At 72.4% G+C, this 14,778-nt stretch carries 12 protein-coding genes; 4 read left to right on the forward strand and 8 right to left on the reverse strand.

What is annotated here, in order from left to right:
• Window positions 1–6: 6 nt before the first annotated feature.
• The 8 genes from CHC05_RS07895 to CHC05_RS07930 form a co-directional block, all read right to left on the reverse strand.
• The gene (locus CHC05_RS07895) at window positions 7–873 is read right to left on the reverse strand and encodes an ABC transporter ATP-binding protein (protein ID WP_089246314.1); all 867 of its coding nucleotides are present in this window, start codon (window positions 871–873) and stop codon (window positions 7–9) included.
• Between the two features lie 66 nt (window positions 874–939).
• Window positions 940–2,613, reverse strand: a complete 1,674-nt coding sequence (icmA, locus tag CHC05_RS07900; RefSeq protein ID WP_089246316.1) for a coenzyme B12-dependent isobutyryl-CoA mutase large subunit — start codon at window positions 2,611–2,613, stop codon at window positions 940–942.
• Window positions 2,614–2,646: 33 nt separating this feature from the next.
• Window positions 2,647–3,180, reverse strand: a complete 534-nt coding sequence (locus CHC05_RS07905; RefSeq protein WP_089246318.1) for an Asp23/Gls24 family envelope stress response protein — start codon at window positions 3,178–3,180, stop codon at window positions 2,647–2,649.
• 32 nt (window positions 3,181–3,212) lie between these two features.
• Window positions 3,213–3,887 carry an ATP-binding cassette domain-containing protein gene (locus CHC05_RS07910; RefSeq protein WP_089246320.1) on the reverse strand — a complete coding sequence of 225 codons (675 nt, stop codon included), beginning with the start codon at window positions 3,885–3,887 and terminating at the stop codon, window positions 3,213–3,215.
• On the reverse strand, window positions 3,884–4,762 hold the full coding sequence (locus CHC05_RS07915; RefSeq protein ID WP_089246322.1) for an ABC transporter ATP-binding protein: 879 nt from the start codon (window positions 4,760–4,762) through the stop codon (window positions 3,884–3,886). The genes CHC05_RS07910 and CHC05_RS07915 overlap by 4 nt, the downstream gene beginning before the upstream one ends.
• Window positions 4,759–7,806: an FtsX-like permease family protein gene (locus tag CHC05_RS07920; protein ID WP_089246324.1), complete on the reverse strand. Its 3,048-nt coding sequence runs from the start codon at window positions 7,804–7,806 to the stop codon at window positions 4,759–4,761. Before CHC05_RS07920 ends, CHC05_RS07915 begins: the two co-directional genes overlap by 4 nt.
• Before the next feature lie 48 nt (window positions 7,807–7,854).
• Window positions 7,855–8,826, reverse strand: a complete 972-nt coding sequence (meaB, locus tag CHC05_RS07925; RefSeq protein ID WP_089246326.1) for a methylmalonyl Co-A mutase-associated GTPase MeaB — start codon at window positions 8,824–8,826, stop codon at window positions 7,855–7,857.
• A complete protein-coding gene (locus tag CHC05_RS07930; RefSeq protein ID WP_089246328.1) occupies window positions 8,823–10,007 on the reverse strand; it encodes an acetyl-CoA C-acetyltransferase in 1,185 nt (394 codons plus the stop codon). Before CHC05_RS07930 ends, meaB begins: the two co-directional genes overlap by 4 nt.
• A gap of 65 nt (window positions 10,008–10,072) precedes the next feature.
• Between CHC05_RS07930 and mce the strand changes: the two genes are divergently transcribed.
• From mce to CHC05_RS07950, 4 genes are all read left to right on the forward strand, one after another.
• Window positions 10,073–10,549 (forward strand): methylmalonyl-CoA epimerase, encoded by a 477-nt coding sequence (gene mce / locus CHC05_RS07935; RefSeq protein WP_089246330.1) that lies wholly within the window; start codon window positions 10,073–10,075, stop codon window positions 10,547–10,549.
• 75 nt (window positions 10,550–10,624) lie between these two features.
• Window positions 10,625–11,974 (forward strand): crotonyl-CoA carboxylase/reductase, encoded by a 1,350-nt coding sequence (gene ccrA / locus CHC05_RS07940; RefSeq protein ID WP_089246332.1) that lies wholly within the window; start codon window positions 10,625–10,627, stop codon window positions 11,972–11,974.
• 138 nt (window positions 11,975–12,112) lie between these two features.
• A complete protein-coding gene (locus CHC05_RS07945) occupies window positions 12,113–13,351 on the forward strand; it encodes a coiled-coil domain-containing protein (RefSeq protein WP_089246334.1) in 1,239 nt (412 codons plus the stop codon).
• A gap of 184 nt (window positions 13,352–13,535) precedes the next feature.
• The gene (locus CHC05_RS07950; RefSeq protein WP_144022518.1) at window positions 13,536–14,765 is read left to right on the forward strand and encodes a coiled-coil domain-containing protein; all 1,230 of its coding nucleotides are present in this window, start codon (window positions 13,536–13,538) and stop codon (window positions 14,763–14,765) included.
• Window positions 14,766–14,778: the final 13 nt, after the last annotated feature.

Raw genomic sequence — 14,778 nt, forward strand, 5'->3', positions numbered from 1 at the left:
CGCGGTTTACGCCGCGTCGCCGGTGTGCGACTCCGGGATCTGGGCGGCGCCGCCGGGAACCAGCGTCACGCTGCCGTCGGCCTGGTCGACGGTGAACAGGGTGCCGGGCGGGAAGTGGCCGAGCACGTCCGGCGGGAGCTGCACGGTGCCGTCGCCGGCCACCACGGCGAAGTCCTGGCCGCCGCGGCCTTCGGCGCCCACCCGGCCGTCGCGGATGGTGACCGCGCGGCCCAGGCGGGCACCGACCTCGGCGTCGTGGGTGACCACGACGACGGTGGTGCCGCGCTCGGCGTTGACCGTCTCCAGCGCGTCGAGCACCTCGTCTCGGCCGTGCGAGTCGAGCTGGCTGGTCGGCTCGTCGACCAGCAGCAGGCCGGGCGACGCGGCGATGCCGACCGCGAGCGCGGCGCGCTGGCGGGCGCCGGGCGCCAGGTCGGTCAGCCGGGCCGCGCCCTTGCCGCGCAGGCCGACCAGGTCGAGGATGCGCTCCGGGTCTTCGAGCTCGATGCCCTCGGTGCGGGCGGCCCGCCGCTGGGCGAGCCAGACGTTGCGCTCCAGCGACGCGTACGGCAGCAGGTTGCGGGCCGCGCCCTGGAGCACCACGCCGATCTGCGTGCCGCGCAGCCGGGAGATCTCGGCGTCGCTGAGCTTGCCGAGGTCGTAGGTGCCCACGTTGACCCGGCCCGCGGACGGGCGCATCAGCCCGGCGAGCAGTGCGACCAACGTGGACTTGCCGGAGCCCGACGGGCCGACGAGCGCGAGCATCTCGCCGGGACCGATGGACAGATCGACACCCGAGAGGGCGACGACGTCGCCCGCCTCGGCACGGTAGATGTGCACCACCCGGCGGCATGCGACTGCGAGTCCCGACACGCGTACTGCCTATCACCTATGGCGGCGAATGCGCAGCCCCGTGATCACAGCGTTAGCGAGCGGACCTCAGAAGCGTGCCGGCTCGCGGTATACGCCCCACTCGTCCTTGAGCACGCCGCAGATCTCGCCCAGCGTCGCCTCGACCCGCACGGCGTCCAGCATCGCGGGGATCATGTTGTCGTCGGTGCGGGCCACCTCGACCATCCGCTTGAGCGCGGCCTCGACGACCGCCTCGTCTCGTGCGGCCCGGCGGCGGCCGAGCAGCGCCTTCTGCTCGATCTCGACCTCGTGCGAGATGCGCAGGATCTCCAGCTCCTTGGCGGTGGTGGAGGTGTGCACGTTGACGCCGACGATCTTCTTCTCGCCCTTTTCGAGCGCGCGCTGGTAGGTGAAGGCCGAGTCGGCGATCGCGGCGGTGAACCAGCCGTCCTCGATGCCGCGCAGGATGCCCGAGGTGATCGTGCCGTCGGAGCCCAGCTCGCGGATCCGCTCGAAGATCTTCTCGGCCTCGGCCTCGATGGCGTCGGTGAGCGCCTCGACGTACCAGGAGCCGCCCAGCGGGTCGGCCACGTTGACCACGCCGGTCTCCTCCATCAGCACCTGCTGCGTGCGCAGGGCGATCTCGGCCGACTCGTCGGTGGGCAACGCCAGCGTCTCGTCGAGCGCGTTGGTGTGCAGCGAGTTGGTGCCGCCGAGCACCGCCGCCAGCGCCTCCACGGCCGTGCGGACGACGTTGTTGACCGGCTGCTGCGCGGTCAGCGAGACACCCGCCGTCTGGGTGTGGAAGCGCAACCACAGGGCGCGCTCGTCGGTGGCCCCGTAGACGTCGCGCAGCCAGCGCGCCCAGATGCGCCGGGCGGCGCGGAACTTGGCGATCTCCTCGAAGAAGTCGACGTGGGAGTCGAAGAAGAACGACAGGCCGGGCGCGAACGTGTTGACGTCGAGACCCCGGGACAGGCCGAGCTCGACGTAGCCGAAGCCGTCGGCGAGCGTGTACGCGAGCTCCTGCGCGGCGGTCGAGCCGGCCTCGCGGATGTGGTAGCCCGAGACCGACAGCGGCTTGTAGCGCGGGATCTCGCGGGCGCAGTATTCCATCAGGTCGCCGATGAGGCGCAGGTGCGGCTCGGGCTCGAAGAGCCACTCCTTCTGCGCGATGTATTCCTTGAAGATGTCGGTCTGCAGCGTGCCGTCGAGCTTGCCCAGGTCGGCGCCCTGCCGCTCGGCGGCCACCAGGTACATGCAGAAGACCGGCACCGCGGGCCCCGAGATGGTCATCGAGGTGGTGACCGAGGCCAGGTCGATGCCGTCGAAGAGCACGTCCATGTCGGCGGCCGAGTCGATCGCCACGCCGCAGTGCCCGACCTCGCCCAGCGCCTGCGCGTCGTCGGAGTCGCGGCCCATCAGGGTCGGCATGTCGAACGCGACCGACAGCCCGCCGCCGCCGGCGCCGAGGATCAGCTTGTAGCGCTCGTTGGTCTGCTGCGCGTTGCCGAAGCCGGCGAACTGGCGGATCGTCCAGGTGCGGCCCCGATATCCGGTCGGATAGAGGCCACGGGTGTACGGGTATTCGCCCGGCCAACCGATCCGCTCGAACCCGGGCACGTCGGCGCCCTCGGGCGGGCCGTAGACCGGCTCGACCGGCATGCCGGAGAGCGTGGTGAAGTCGGCGTCGCGCTTGCGTGCGGCGTCGTAGCGGGCCTGCCAGCGCGCTCGCCCAGCAGCGATCTCCTCGGCGTCCATCGGGCCAGTCTAGATGGTTCGCCTGAACGATCGCTAAGCCTCTGCTACGTGTACGTCGTCAACCCTGATATTCACCTCGGTGACCTGGAGGCTGAGCATCTTCTCGACGGCGGAGATCACCTCGGCCCGGACAGCGTCGCTGACCGTCCGTACGACCTGCCCGTACTCGATGACGATGGTGATCTCGACCGTGGCCTGGTCGCCCTGCAGGCGCACCTGGACGCCCCGGTCGGTGTCGTCGGCGGCGTCGCCGAGCCCGACCCGCTCGCGCAGGCCGGCGAACACCCGGGCGACGTCGCCGCCAAGGTCGTGCACACCCGGCACGCCGCGAGCCGCGATCCCGGCGATCTTCTCGACCACCTCGTCGGCGATCGTGGTCGCGCCGCGCTCGGCGACCAGTGAGCCCTCGTTGCGCAGGCGTTCGACGACCGCCGACGCGACCCGGCCGGACGCCGCGGTGGCGCGCTCGACCACCTCACCGATCGCGCCGCCGTCGCCGTTGCTCTCCGGTCGTTGCGCGGGCACGTGCACCTGGGCTGCCGCCTCCGGGGCGGGAGTGTCGGTCATGGCCGGCACCCTAGCCCCGTGCGGCAAACGTGTCAGCCGGCCGCGAGGGCAGGTCCGCGCACCAGTTCGGCCCGCCCGTCGACGAGGTGCAGCTCCGCGTCACACGCGGCGGCCGCCTCCGGGTCGTGAGTCGCGAACACGACGGCCGCGCCCCGGAACGCCTCCTCCCGCAGCAGGTCGATGACCTTCTGCCGGTTGGTCGCGTCGAGCTCGCTGGTGACCTCGTCGGCCAGCACCACGTCGCCGTGCAGCGCCAGCCCGCGGGCGATCGCGGTGCGCTGCTGCTGGCCGCCGGACAGCTCCTCGACGAGCTGGTCTGCCTGCCCGGACAGGCCCAGCCGCTCCAGGGCCTCCGCGGTGCGCCGGCGCGCCTCGGGCGGCGTGACGCCACCGGCGATGAGGGCGACCTGCACGTTCTCGGCGGCGGTCAGGATCGCGGCCAGCCCGTTGTCCTGCGGCACCAGCACGATCTGCTGGGCCACCGCGAAGTCGCGGTCGCGGATCGCCTCGCCGTCGACGGTCACGCCGCCCGCCGACGGGCGCAACAGCCCGGCCATGGTCCACAGCAGGGTGGTCTTGCCGGCTCCGGACGGGCCGGTCACGGCCAGCACCTGCCCCGGCGTCGCGAGCGCGGAGACGCCGGCCAGCACCGGATCGCCCGCGCCGTACGCGACGGTCACCTCGTCGACGACGATGGTCCTGCTCATCGGTTTCCCCCTTCGAGCGCCGGTACGAGCCGGATGGTGCCGTCGGCGTCAGACGCGATCTTGACAAGCGTTCCCGGCGGCAGCCGGTCGAGCAACTCCGTCGGAAGGTGCACGCTACCGTCGCGCCCCACCACGGAGTAGTCCTCTCCGCGCCGGCCCTCGGCACCGACCCGGCCGTCGCGGATGGTCACGGTGCGGCCGAGCGCCGCGCCGACCTCGATGTCGTGGGTGACCACCACGACCGTGGTGCCGGCCGCGTGCAGTTGGTGCAGCACCGCCAGCACCTCGTCACGCGAGTGCTCGTCGAGCTGGTTGGTCGGCTCGTCGAGCAGCAGCAGGCCCGGCCGGGCGGCGAGGGCCACCGCGAACGCCAGCCGTTGCCGCTCCCCCGGTGCCAGCTCGCGCGGCACCGCGCGGCGCCGGGCGAGCAGGCCCACGTCGTCGAGGATCACCGCCGGGTCCGGCGGGCGCCGGCCGTGGCTCCGCGCCGCCCGCTGGGCGAACCGCACGTTCTGCTCGCAGGTCAGGTACGGCAGCAGGTTGCGCGCACTGCCCTGGAGCGAGACGCCGACGTCGACCGCCCGCAGCCGCTGCACCTCGGCCGGGCCGGCCCGGACCAGGTCGAGCTCGCCGACGTGGAGCCGGCCGGCCGAGGGCCGCAGCACGCCGGACATCAGCGACAGCAGCGTGGACTTGCCCGCGCCGGACGGCCCGACCAGCGCGACCGACTCACCCGGCGCGATGTCGAGGTCGACGCCGGCCAGCGCGACCACGTCGTACCCCTCCAGCCGGTAGATCAGGACCACACCCCGGCAGGTGACGCCGAGCGGGACGAAGCCCACCTCGGCGTCCAGCGTGTCGACCCGCGCGCTCATCGCGCCCCTCCCCGCACTCGACGCAGCACCAGACCCGCGCCCACGAGCGCGACCAGCAGGAACAACAACGAGCCGAGCAGCCACCAACCGCCCAGCCGGTACGCCTGGTCGCCTCCGTCGATCGAGACCAGGGCGATCGCGGGCAGCACCAGGGCCGCACCGCCGACGCCGGCCACGATCCCGGCGACGACCGGATAGCCCAGGACCATCAGGTTCTCCCGGTTGGCCATGCCGCGCAGGGCCCGGGCCGGCACGCCGGTCAGCCGGAGCCCGCGGGCCTGCTCGCGGCGCCACGGGGCGGTGATGCCCGCGTCGAGCACCAGCGCGAGCAGGGCGAGCAACAGCGCGACCAGCCCGGAGAACAGGTAGAGCCGCAGGGCCAGCGCCGGCGCGGCCCGGCCGAGCTGGGTCATCTGCTGCGACCAGTTCTCCGTGCGCACGACCGGTATGCCCTCGGCGGCCAGCCGCGCGCCCAGGTCGGCGGGCGCCGCGTCGGTCGCCCAGACCTCGAAGGTCATCTGGTCGGTGTTGAGCCCGGCGGAGCGTTCGGCCCGGTCCACCATCGCGGGACCGTCGAAGAGCAGCGCGTGGTCGCCGCCGCGCGGCACCAGGTCGACGTGGTCGACGACGTGCACCGGGTCCGGCGCCTTGCCGAGCAGCGGGAAGGTGAAGCTGCCCGCCTCGGGGTCGTCGGCCGGCGCCGGACCCGCCAGCACGACCGGCGCCTGCGCCGCCACGTCGCCGTACTGCGCGACGATGTCCATGCTGCTCGCGCCGGTCACGTCGAGGGTGAGCCCGCTGTCGTCGGTGCTGATGTCCATCGTCTGGGTCGCCGGCAGGGGTTCGGTCGGGCGCCAGGCGCCGGGCACGCTCAGCGCCGCGTCGAGCGGGGTGCCACCGAGCTCCAGGCTTTCGATGGTGACCGTCGCGGCACCTGGCGCGTTGTCACCCGGGTAGCGCCGCACCTGCAGCCCGAGCAGCCGGCAGCCGGCCGGGGCGCAGGTCAGGTCGCCCGCGTACGTGGCGGACCCGGACTTGAGGGGGCCGAGGTAGATCGAGCGCGGCGGGGCGCCGGGCTCGCCGACCACCATGCCGAGGCTCATCGGGCGCTGCTGCTGGAGCGCGCGTACGGTCGCCCGCACCTCGACCCGGCCCGTCTTCAGCTGCACGGTCGGCGCGCTGGCGTCGTCGAGGCTCTTGGCCACCTCGGCGACCTGCGCGGCCGACTTGTCAGGCCAGCGACTGACCGCCAGCATCCGCTCGGTGTCGAGCCCGATCAGGTCGACGTAGTCGAGGTTGTAGCTCTGCTTGACCCGGGTGACCGCCATCGCGAGCTTGCCGGACGGGTCGATCCGCTCGACCGCGGCCCGCACCTGGTTGGGCTCGGTGGCGTTGACGACGTACACCCGGTCGGCGCCGATCTCGGCGTTGGCGGTGCGCAGCCGGTTCGCCGAGGACACGTCCCAGATGGTCGCGGCGAAGGTCAGCAGCGCCAGCGCCACCGTCAGCACGGCGACCAGCCGGGCACTCTCCGGCCGGCGGCCGACCTGGGCGGCGGCCAGCAGCGCGGGCAGCCGGCCCCGGCGGATCGCCCTCGGCAGGCGGCGACGGGCGACCAGGCCGAGCAGCCGGGCGGTGAGCAGGCCGGCGAGCAGGGCGATCAGCGCCGGCGCCGCGTAGCCCAGCGTCGCGCTCTGTCCCTCGCTGCCGACCAGGAGCTGGTAGAGGGCGGCGAGCGCGAGCGCCGCGACGATCGCCTCGACCACCAGCGCGCTCCGCTTGGACCGGTGCGGCACCCGGCGCAGCAGCGCGCCGATGTTCGCCCGCACGGTCTCCCGGGCGCCGAGGACGGCGGCGGCCACGGCCCCGAACAGTGCGCCGAGACCCACGAGCAAGGCCGGCCAGCCGATCTGGACGTCGACGCCCGGCGCCAGGAAGGCCCCGGCGGCGAGGTTGGTCAGCCCGATGCCGAGCAGCAGGCCGAGCGGCGCGGCCAGGGCGATCAGCAGCAACGGCTCACCGACCGCGAACCGGGTGATCCCGCCGAGGCTGAGCCCGCGCAGCTTGCCGACCGCGATCTCCGCCCGCCGGTCGTCGGTGACGGCCGCGACCACCAGGAACAGCACGAACCAGCAGAGGAGAACCAGCGGCAGCGCGACCGTCGGCACCGCGGCGGTGATGGCCGAGCGCTGCCGGTCGGCGTTCCGCAGGCTGTCCAGAAGGCCGATGTTGAACGCGACGTCCTCGATCGAGTTGGCCGCGCTCAGGGCGTTGAGCTCGCGGAGCAGCTCGGGCACGTCACCGAGCCGGACCTTCTCGGGTACGAGCGGGTACTCGATGGAGGCCACCGGACGACCGAGCGGGATGCTCAGCACGGTGCTCTCGGTGCCGGTGAACAGCTCGTCGACGATCTTCGTGCCGTCGCCGTACTCGTTGAACTCCGAGCCGCCGAAGAAGCCGGTGGTCTCCCAGTACGGGTCGGTCGGGTCGCCGATCCGGTAGATGCCCACCACCGGGAAGCTGGGGTTCACCGGTGGGGGCGCCCCGAGCGTGGTGCGCGAGCTCCCGCCGGTCGCCGGCAACTTCACCAGGTCGCCCAGGTGCACGTCGATCCGCTCGACCGTCCGGTCGCTGATCATCAGCTCGTTCGCGCCCGGGCACCGCCCCTCGACGATCGTGAGGTGCTCGCAGGCGCCCGGACGGAAGACGATCCGGCCCCGGCTCTTCTGCTTGATGGCGGGGTCGACGCTGTCGGCGATGGTGTCCTGGGGACTGCCGAGGACGGAGGCCACGATCGGCGTGGCCTTCAGCCGATCGTCGACCTTCGTCGACATGTCCTCGAGCTCCGTGCTGCGCGCCGTCAACCCCGCCACGATCGGCGGCGGGGCCGCGACCGTGTCGGTCAGCACCGACTGCGCGGCAGCCCTCGAATACAGCGGCACGAGCACGGCGGCCGCGATGGCGACCGTCGACAGCAGGACGACGAGGGTCGACCGGCCAAACCGTGATCGGATGCCGCGCAGAGTCACGATCAGACCGGACACTGGCTCACCTCCGGGGAACGTAACGCGCCACGTCACCCCGAAGGTTGCCTAGTTTTCGATCTCCAAAGTCGCGAGCAGCCGGTCGGCCGCGGCATATGGGGACAGTTCGCCTGCGGCCACCGCCGCGGCCAGCTCGCCGAGCGTCGTACCCTCGCGGAAAGAGGCCATCCGGGCCCGCAGCGCGCCCAGCGTGATCGCCTCGACCTCGGCGGCGGCCCGCTTCTCCCGACGGCGGCGCAGCTCGCCGTGCTCGACCAGCCAGGCCCGGTGCTTGTCGACCGCGGCGACGATGTCGGAGATGCCCTCGGCCTTGCTGGCCACCGCGCGCACCACCTGCGGCCGCCACTCCCCCGGACCACGCTCGCCCAGGCCGATCATGCCCTGGATGTCCCGGTAGGTGTTGTCCGCGCCGTCCCGGTCCGCCTTGTTGACGACGAACACGTCGGCGATCTCCAGGATGCCGGCCTTGACCGCCTGGATCGCGTCGCCCATGCCGGGCGCCAGCAGCACCAGTGTGGTGTCGGCCAGCGAGGCGACCTCCACCTCGGCCTGCCCGACACCGACGGTCTCGACCAGCACCACGTCGCAGCCGGCGCCCTCCAGCACCCGGACGGCCTGTGGCGTGGCAGCGCCGAGGCCGCCGAGGTGGCCGCGGGACGACATCGACCGGATGTAGACACCCGGGTCGGTCGCGTGGTCCTGCATCCGCACCCGGTCGCCGAGGATCGCGCCGCCGGTGAACGGGCTGGACGGGTCGACCGCCAGCACGCCCACCCGGTGCCCCTGCTTGCGCAACTGCCGGACCAGCTCGTTGGTGGTCGTCGACTTGCCGACGCCGGGCGACCCGGTCAGGCCGATGACCTGGGCCTGGCCGGTGTGCGGGGCCAGCGCGGCGGCGATCTCGGGCAGCAGCTCGTCGCCGTTCTCCACCAGGGTGATCAGCCGCGCGACGGCGCGGTGGTCACCCTCCCGGGCCAGCGCGACCAGCTCGGGAACGCTTCGGCTGCGCCGAACCGTCATGCCTTGGGGACGGAGATGATGAGGGCGTCGCCTTGGCCGCCCCCGCCGCACAGGGCCGCGGCCCCAACCCCGCCGCCGCGCCGCTTGAGCTCCAGCGCGAGGGTGAGCGCCAGCCGGGCGCCGCTCATGCCGATCGGGTGGCCGAGCGCGATGGCGCCGCCGTTGACGTTGACGATCTCGTCGGTGACACCGAGATCGCGCATCGACTGGATGCCGACCTGGGCGAACGCCTCGTTGATCTCGATCAGGTCGAGGTCAGCGGCGGTGAGACCCTGCTTGGCCAGCGCCTTCTTGATCGCGTTGGACGGCTGCGAGTGCAGCGAGTTGTCGGGGCCGGCCACCATGCCGTGCGCACCGATCTCGGCGAGCCAGGCCAGGCCCAGCTCCTCGGCCTTGGCCTTGCTCATCACGACCACCGCGGCGGCGCCGTCGGAGATCGGCGAGGAGCTGCCGGCGGTGATCGTGCCGTCGGCGGTGAAGGCGGGGCGGAGCTTGCCCAGCGACTCGGCGGTCGAGTCGGGCCGGATGCCCTCGTCCTCGCTGATCACGATCGGCTCGCCCCGGCGCTGCGGCACCTCGATCGGCACGATCTCCTCGGCCAGGAAGCCGTTCTTCTGCGCGGCCGCGGCCCGCTGGTGGCTGCGGGCGGCGAACTCGTCCTGCTCGGCCCGGCCGATGCCCAGCTTCGTGCCCAGCCGCTCGGTCGACTCGCCCATGCTGATCTGGTCGAAGGCGTCGGTGAGCCCGTCGAGCGCCATGTGGTCCTTGACCGTGACGTCGCCGTATTTGTAGCCCCCACGCTGGCCGAGCATCAGGTGCGGCGCGTTGGTCATCGACTCCATGCCGCCGGCCACCACGATCTCCGCCTCGCCCGCCCGGATGAGCTGGTCGGCGAGGGCGATCGCGTCGAGGCCGGAGAGGCAGACCTTGTTGATGGTCAGCGCCGGCACCGACATCGGGATGCCCGCCGCGACGGCGGCCTGGCGGGCGGGGATCTGCCCGGAGCCGGCCTGGAGCACCTGGCCCATGATCACGTAGTCGACCCGGTCGGGCGCCACGCCGGCGCGCTCCAGCGCCGCCTTGATGGCGAACCCACCCAGTTTGGTCGCCGGGAAGTCCTTGAGGTTGCCCAACAGTCGGCCCATCGGCGTGCGGGCGCCGCCAACGATCACGCTCGTCATGTCGTTTACCTCTCAGAACGGGTGTCGACCGGTCACCTTAGCGATCGTTCGGCCAGAATATCGCCATGGGCCAGGACGCCGCCGCGAAGCACGCTGACGACAACGTCACAGGAGATGTGGGACTGCTCCGCATCGACCACGTCGGGGTGGCGGTGCCCGACCTTGACGAGGCCGTCGAGTTCTACTCCCGGGTGTTCGGGATGACCTGTGTACACATCGAGGAGAACACCGAACAGGGTGTACGCGAGGCGATGATGTCGGTCGGCCCGACCACCGAGGGTGGCTGCGTGCAGCTCCTCGCGCCGCTGTCGCCGGAGTCGGCCATCGCCAAGTTCCTCGACCGGTCCGGGCCGGGTGTGCAGCAGGTCGCGTACACGGTGCGTGATGTCGAGGTGGCGGCCTCGGTGCTGCGCGACCGCGGCATGCGGCTGCTCTACGAAGCGCCCCGGCGGGGCACCGCCGGCTCCCGGATCAACTTCGTGCACCCCAAGGACGCCGGCGGCGTGCTGGTCGAGCTCGTCGAGCCGCCCCGGTCCGTTTGACGAACCGGGTCCGGGCCGCGGCGGTCGTGCGTAACGTCCGAACCACCAGGTTTGTCGGGGGTTGCGGAGGTTCCGGTGCGCGAGATCGTCGAAGCGATCATGGCGGGCGAAGGCTCCCCTTCGGCTGAGCTGTCCGGGCTGGGGCGGGTGCCGGTGCCGCCGACCTACCGCGGCGTGGTGGTGCGGGCCGACGAGACCGGCATGTTCGAAGGGCTGGCCACCGGCGACAAGGACCCCCGCAAGTCGCTGCACGTGCAGGAGGTGCCGACTCCGGAGCTGGCGCCGGGCGAGGCGCTGGTCGCGGTGATGGCGAGCGCCATCAACTACAACACCGTCTGGACCAGCATCTTCGAGCCGGTGCCGACGTTCGCGTTCCTGCGCCGCTACGGCAAGCTCTCGGCGATCACCAAGCGGCACGAGCTGCCGTACCAGGTGGTGGGTTCGGACGCCGCCGGCGTCGTGCTGCGGGTGGGTGCCGGCGTCTCCAAGTGGCGGCCCGGTGACGAGGTGGTGGCGCACTGCCTGTCGGTCGAGCTCGAGGAGGCCGACGGCCACGACGACACGATGCTCGACCCGGAGCAGCGGATCTGGGGCTTCGAGACCAACTTCGGCGGCCTGGCCGAGCTGGCCGTGGTCAAGGCCAACCAGCTCATGCCGAAGCCGCGACACCTCGCCTGGGAAGAGGCCGCCTGCCCGGGGCTGGTGAACTCGACCGCGTACCGCCAGCTCGTCTCGCACCACGGCGCGGCGATGAAGCAGGGCGACGTCGTGCTGATCTGGGGCGCCTCCGGCGGGCTCGGCGGGTACGCGACCCAGTACGCGCTGAACGGCGGCGCGACCCCGGTCTGCGTGGTGTCCTCGCCGGAGAAGGCCGAGCTGTGCCGGCGGATGGGCGCGGAGCTCGTCATCGACCGCGCCGCCGAGGGCTTCCGGTTCTGGTCGGACGAGCACACCCAGGACCCGGGCGAGTGGCGCCGGCTGGGCGAGCTGATCCGGACGCTGACCGGCGGGCGCGACCCGGACATCGTCTTCGAGCACCCGGGCCGGGAGACCTTCGGAGCCAGCGTGTACGTCGCCCGGCGCGGCGGGACGATCGTCACGTGCGCGTCGACGAGTGGTTTCCAACACGAGTTCGACAACCGCTATCTGTGGATGAACCTGAAGCGGATCATCGGCAGCCACTTCGCCAACTATCGCGAGGCGTGGGAAGCGAATCGACTCATCTCTTCGGCTCGAATCCACCCGACGCTCTCCCGTGTCTATCCGCTGGAGCAGACCGGTCAGGCGACCCTCGACGTACAACGCAACAGGCACCAGGGAAAGGTCGGCGTCCGCTGCCTCGCTCCGGCCGAAGGGCTGGGCGTTCGTGATCGTGAGCTGCGCGCACGGCACGAAGAAGAGATCAACAGGTTCAGAGGCGAATAGCCCGACTCGCCGTTTGTCCACGATCGGCGGAATTTCCTATGTCGACGGCCAGGACTGGTAAGATGACCATGCTTTGTCGGGCGACAACGGCCGCACCGCCCTTGCGCTGCCCCTGGGTAGGTCTGCCAGGATGTCCCAATGCCCCAGCAGCAGTCCTCCCTTGGCTTCTTCGAGAACGCTAACTCGACGGAAGAGTTCACCGTCGCACTGCGCGGCTACGACCGCAGGCAGGTCGACGACACCATCTCGCGTCTCCAGAACCGCCTCGCCGCCGCCGAGAAGGAGCGCGCCGACGCGGAGCAGAAGACCAACGACGCGCAGCGCCGCCTGCGCCAGGCCGAGCAGCGGCTCGGCGCACTCGAGCAGAAGCTGAACGACACCAACAAGCAGCTCGAGGAGAACAACCGGCCGACGCTCTCGGGCCTCGGCACCCGGGTCGAGCAGATCCTGCGCCTCGCCGAGGAGCAGGCCAACGACCACCGGGGCGAGGCCAAGCGCGAGTCCGAGGGCATCCTCTCCGCGGCCCGCCTCGAGGCCCGCGAGATCACCGACAAGGCACGCGCCGAGGCCGCGGCCATGAAGGCCACCGCCGAGCGCGAGGCCGGCAGCCTGCGCACCGCCGCCGAGCGCGAGGCCGCCGAGGTCCGGGTGCAGGCCCGCCGCGAGGCCGACACGCTGCGCGCCGACGCCGACCGCGAGACCAAGCAGCTGCGCACCGTCACCGCGCACGAGGTCGCCGAGCTGAAGTCGACCGTGGAGCGCGAGGTCGCCACGCTGCGTGCGACCGCCGAGCGCGAGATCACCCAGCTGCGCGCCAAGGCCGGCCGCGAGGCCGAGGAGAAGCGCGCCGAGGCGACCAAGATGCTCAGCGACGCCCGCGACAAGCGCGACAAGGACCTCCAGGCCCTCGCGCTCGAGCTCGCCGAGCGTCGCGAGAAGTCCGAGCGGGAAGAGTCGGAGCGGCACGCCGCCCAGGTCGCGCAGACCCAGAAGCTGGTCGCCGAGGCCGAGGAGCGCGCCCGCGCCGCGGAAGACCGGGCCAAGGAGATCGAGCAGCGCGCCGAGGCGCGTCGCGTCGAGTCCGAGCGCACCGCCGCCGAGACGGTCGACCGGGCCCGCGCCGCGGCCGACAAGACCCTCAAGGAAGCGCAGTCCGAGGCGCACCGCCACCTCACCGAGGCGCGCACCGAGGCCGAGATCACCACGAACACGGCCCGGCGCGAGGTCGAAGACCTCACCCGCCAGAAGGACGCGGTCACCGCGCAGCTCGGCCAGATGCTGTCGGGCCTCGCGGGCATCGTCCCCACGGTGGCGGCGCCCAAGCAGGAGACCAAGAAGGACAAGGACGCCGAGGACAAGTCGGCGGCCACCGCCTGACCCCGCCGCTGGGGCTAACGGCTGGCATCGACAGGCCGCACCGCGAGTTCGCGGTGCGGCCTGTCGCCGTCTGAGCGCTCGGCTAGAATTGGTCTACTCCCCTCAATTCGGCAGCAACAGTCGCACGTCCCGCCATGCGGTGTGTATCGGAGCGCTACGGGACGGCGCATGTGAGGATGTGACCATGTCCAACGGCGCGGAACTGTTCGCTCTGGGCGGCGACAACTCCCCCCACTTCGAGTCCGCGCTGCGCGGTTACGACCGTCGCCAGGTCGACCGCTACGTCAGCTCGGCCGAGCAGGAGATCGCCGCCCTCCTCGCGGAACGCGAAGACCACTTCGGCCAGATCCACACGCTCTCGGCGCAGGTCGAGCAGCTCCAGGTCGAGCTGGCCGCGGTGCGCCGGGAGGCAGCGAGCATCGACGTCGTGCGGTTCCGCCACCTCGGCCCCCGCGTCGAGCAGATCCTCGCGCTCGCCGAGGAGCAGGCCGACGACATCCGCGCCGACGCGCACCGCTCGGTCCAGTCGCAGCGCGACCAGGCCGACAACATCATCGACGAGGCCCGCGGGCACGCCGCCTCGGCGATCCGCGACTTCGAGCTCGCCCTGGCCGCCCGGCGCGCCGACGAGGAGCGGGTCGACGTCGCCCGCCGGGCCGAGGTCGAGCAGCGGTTGGCCGCGACCGAGCGGGAGCTCGGCGAGAAGCGCGCCACCGCCGACCGCGAGGTCACCGCGCTGCGTGCCGAGACCGAGCGGTTCGTCACCGAGCGGCGCGCGGAGACCGAGCAGTTCGTCACGGCGCAGCGCGTCGAGACCGAGCAGTTCGTGACCGCGCGGCGAGCGGCGGTCGAGCAGGAGACGGCCGACCAACGGGCCGCGCTGGAGCGCGCGAGCGCCGAGCAGCGCGCGGCGCTGGAGCAGTCGGCGGCGGCGGGCCGGGCCGCGATCGAGCAGGAGCTCGGTCAGCACCGCACGACGCTGGAGCAGCAGATCGCCGAGCGGCAGCGCTCCGCCGAGCAGGACTACGCCGAGCGCAGCAGCGCCGCCGACCGGGAGCTGACCCAGTGGCGCACCGGCATCGAGCAGCAGGTCACCGCTGCGCGCGTCGAGGCCGAGCGCTACGCGGGCGAGCTGCGCAAGCAGGCCGAGGAGCACGCCGCCGCGATCCGCAGGCAGGCCGAGGAAGAGTCCGAGCGGTTGGCCACCACCCAGCACGAGACGGAGTCGGCCCGCAAGCAGCTCGCCGAGGCCCAGGCCGAACTGGCCAAGGCACACCAGGCGCTGGCCGACGCGCGTGCGGCCGCGGTCGCACCGGCCCCGGATGCGGAGCCGGCAGCGGCCGAGCCCACCAAGGAAGCGGTCGCCGCCAACGGCAACGGGAAGGTCGACGCGGCGACGCTCAGCGCCGACTAACTGGCCACGATCA

Origin of the sequence: Asanoa hainanensis (assembly GCF_900188485.1) — a bacterium.
Classification (GTDB): Bacteria; Actinomycetota; Actinomycetes; order Mycobacteriales; family Micromonosporaceae; genus Asanoa; species Asanoa hainanensis.

Excerpts from the sequence above, each read along its gene's own strand:
- icmA (WP_089246316.1), bottom strand. The coding sequence starts at position 2,613 with ATGGACGCCGAGGAGATCGCTGCTGGGCGAGCGCGCTGGCAGGCCCGC.
- CHC05_RS07905 (WP_089246318.1), bottom strand. The coding sequence starts at position 3,180 with ATGACCGACACTCCCGCCCCGGAGGCGGCAGCCCAGGTGCACGTGCCC.
- CHC05_RS07910 (WP_089246320.1), bottom strand. The coding sequence starts at position 3,887 with ATGAGCAGGACCATCGTCGTCGACGAGGTGACCGTCGCGTACGGCGCG.
- CHC05_RS07915 (WP_089246322.1), bottom strand. The coding sequence starts at position 4,762 with ATGAGCGCGCGGGTCGACACGCTGGACGCCGAGGTGGGCTTCGTCCCG.
- meaB (WP_089246326.1), bottom strand. The coding sequence starts at position 8,826 with ATGACGGTTCGGCGCAGCCGAAGCGTTCCCGAGCTGGTCGCGCTGGCC.
- CHC05_RS07930 (WP_089246328.1), bottom strand. The coding sequence starts at position 10,007 with ATGACGAGCGTGATCGTTGGCGGCGCCCGCACGCCGATGGGCCGACTG.
- mce (WP_089246330.1), top strand. The coding sequence starts at position 10,073 with ATGGGCCAGGACGCCGCCGCGAAGCACGCTGACGACAACGTCACAGGA.
- CHC05_RS07945 (WP_089246334.1), top strand. The coding sequence starts at position 12,113 with ATGCCCCAGCAGCAGTCCTCCCTTGGCTTCTTCGAGAACGCTAACTCG.
- CHC05_RS07950 (WP_144022518.1), top strand. The coding sequence starts at position 13,536 with ATGTCCAACGGCGCGGAACTGTTCGCTCTGGGCGGCGACAACTCCCCC.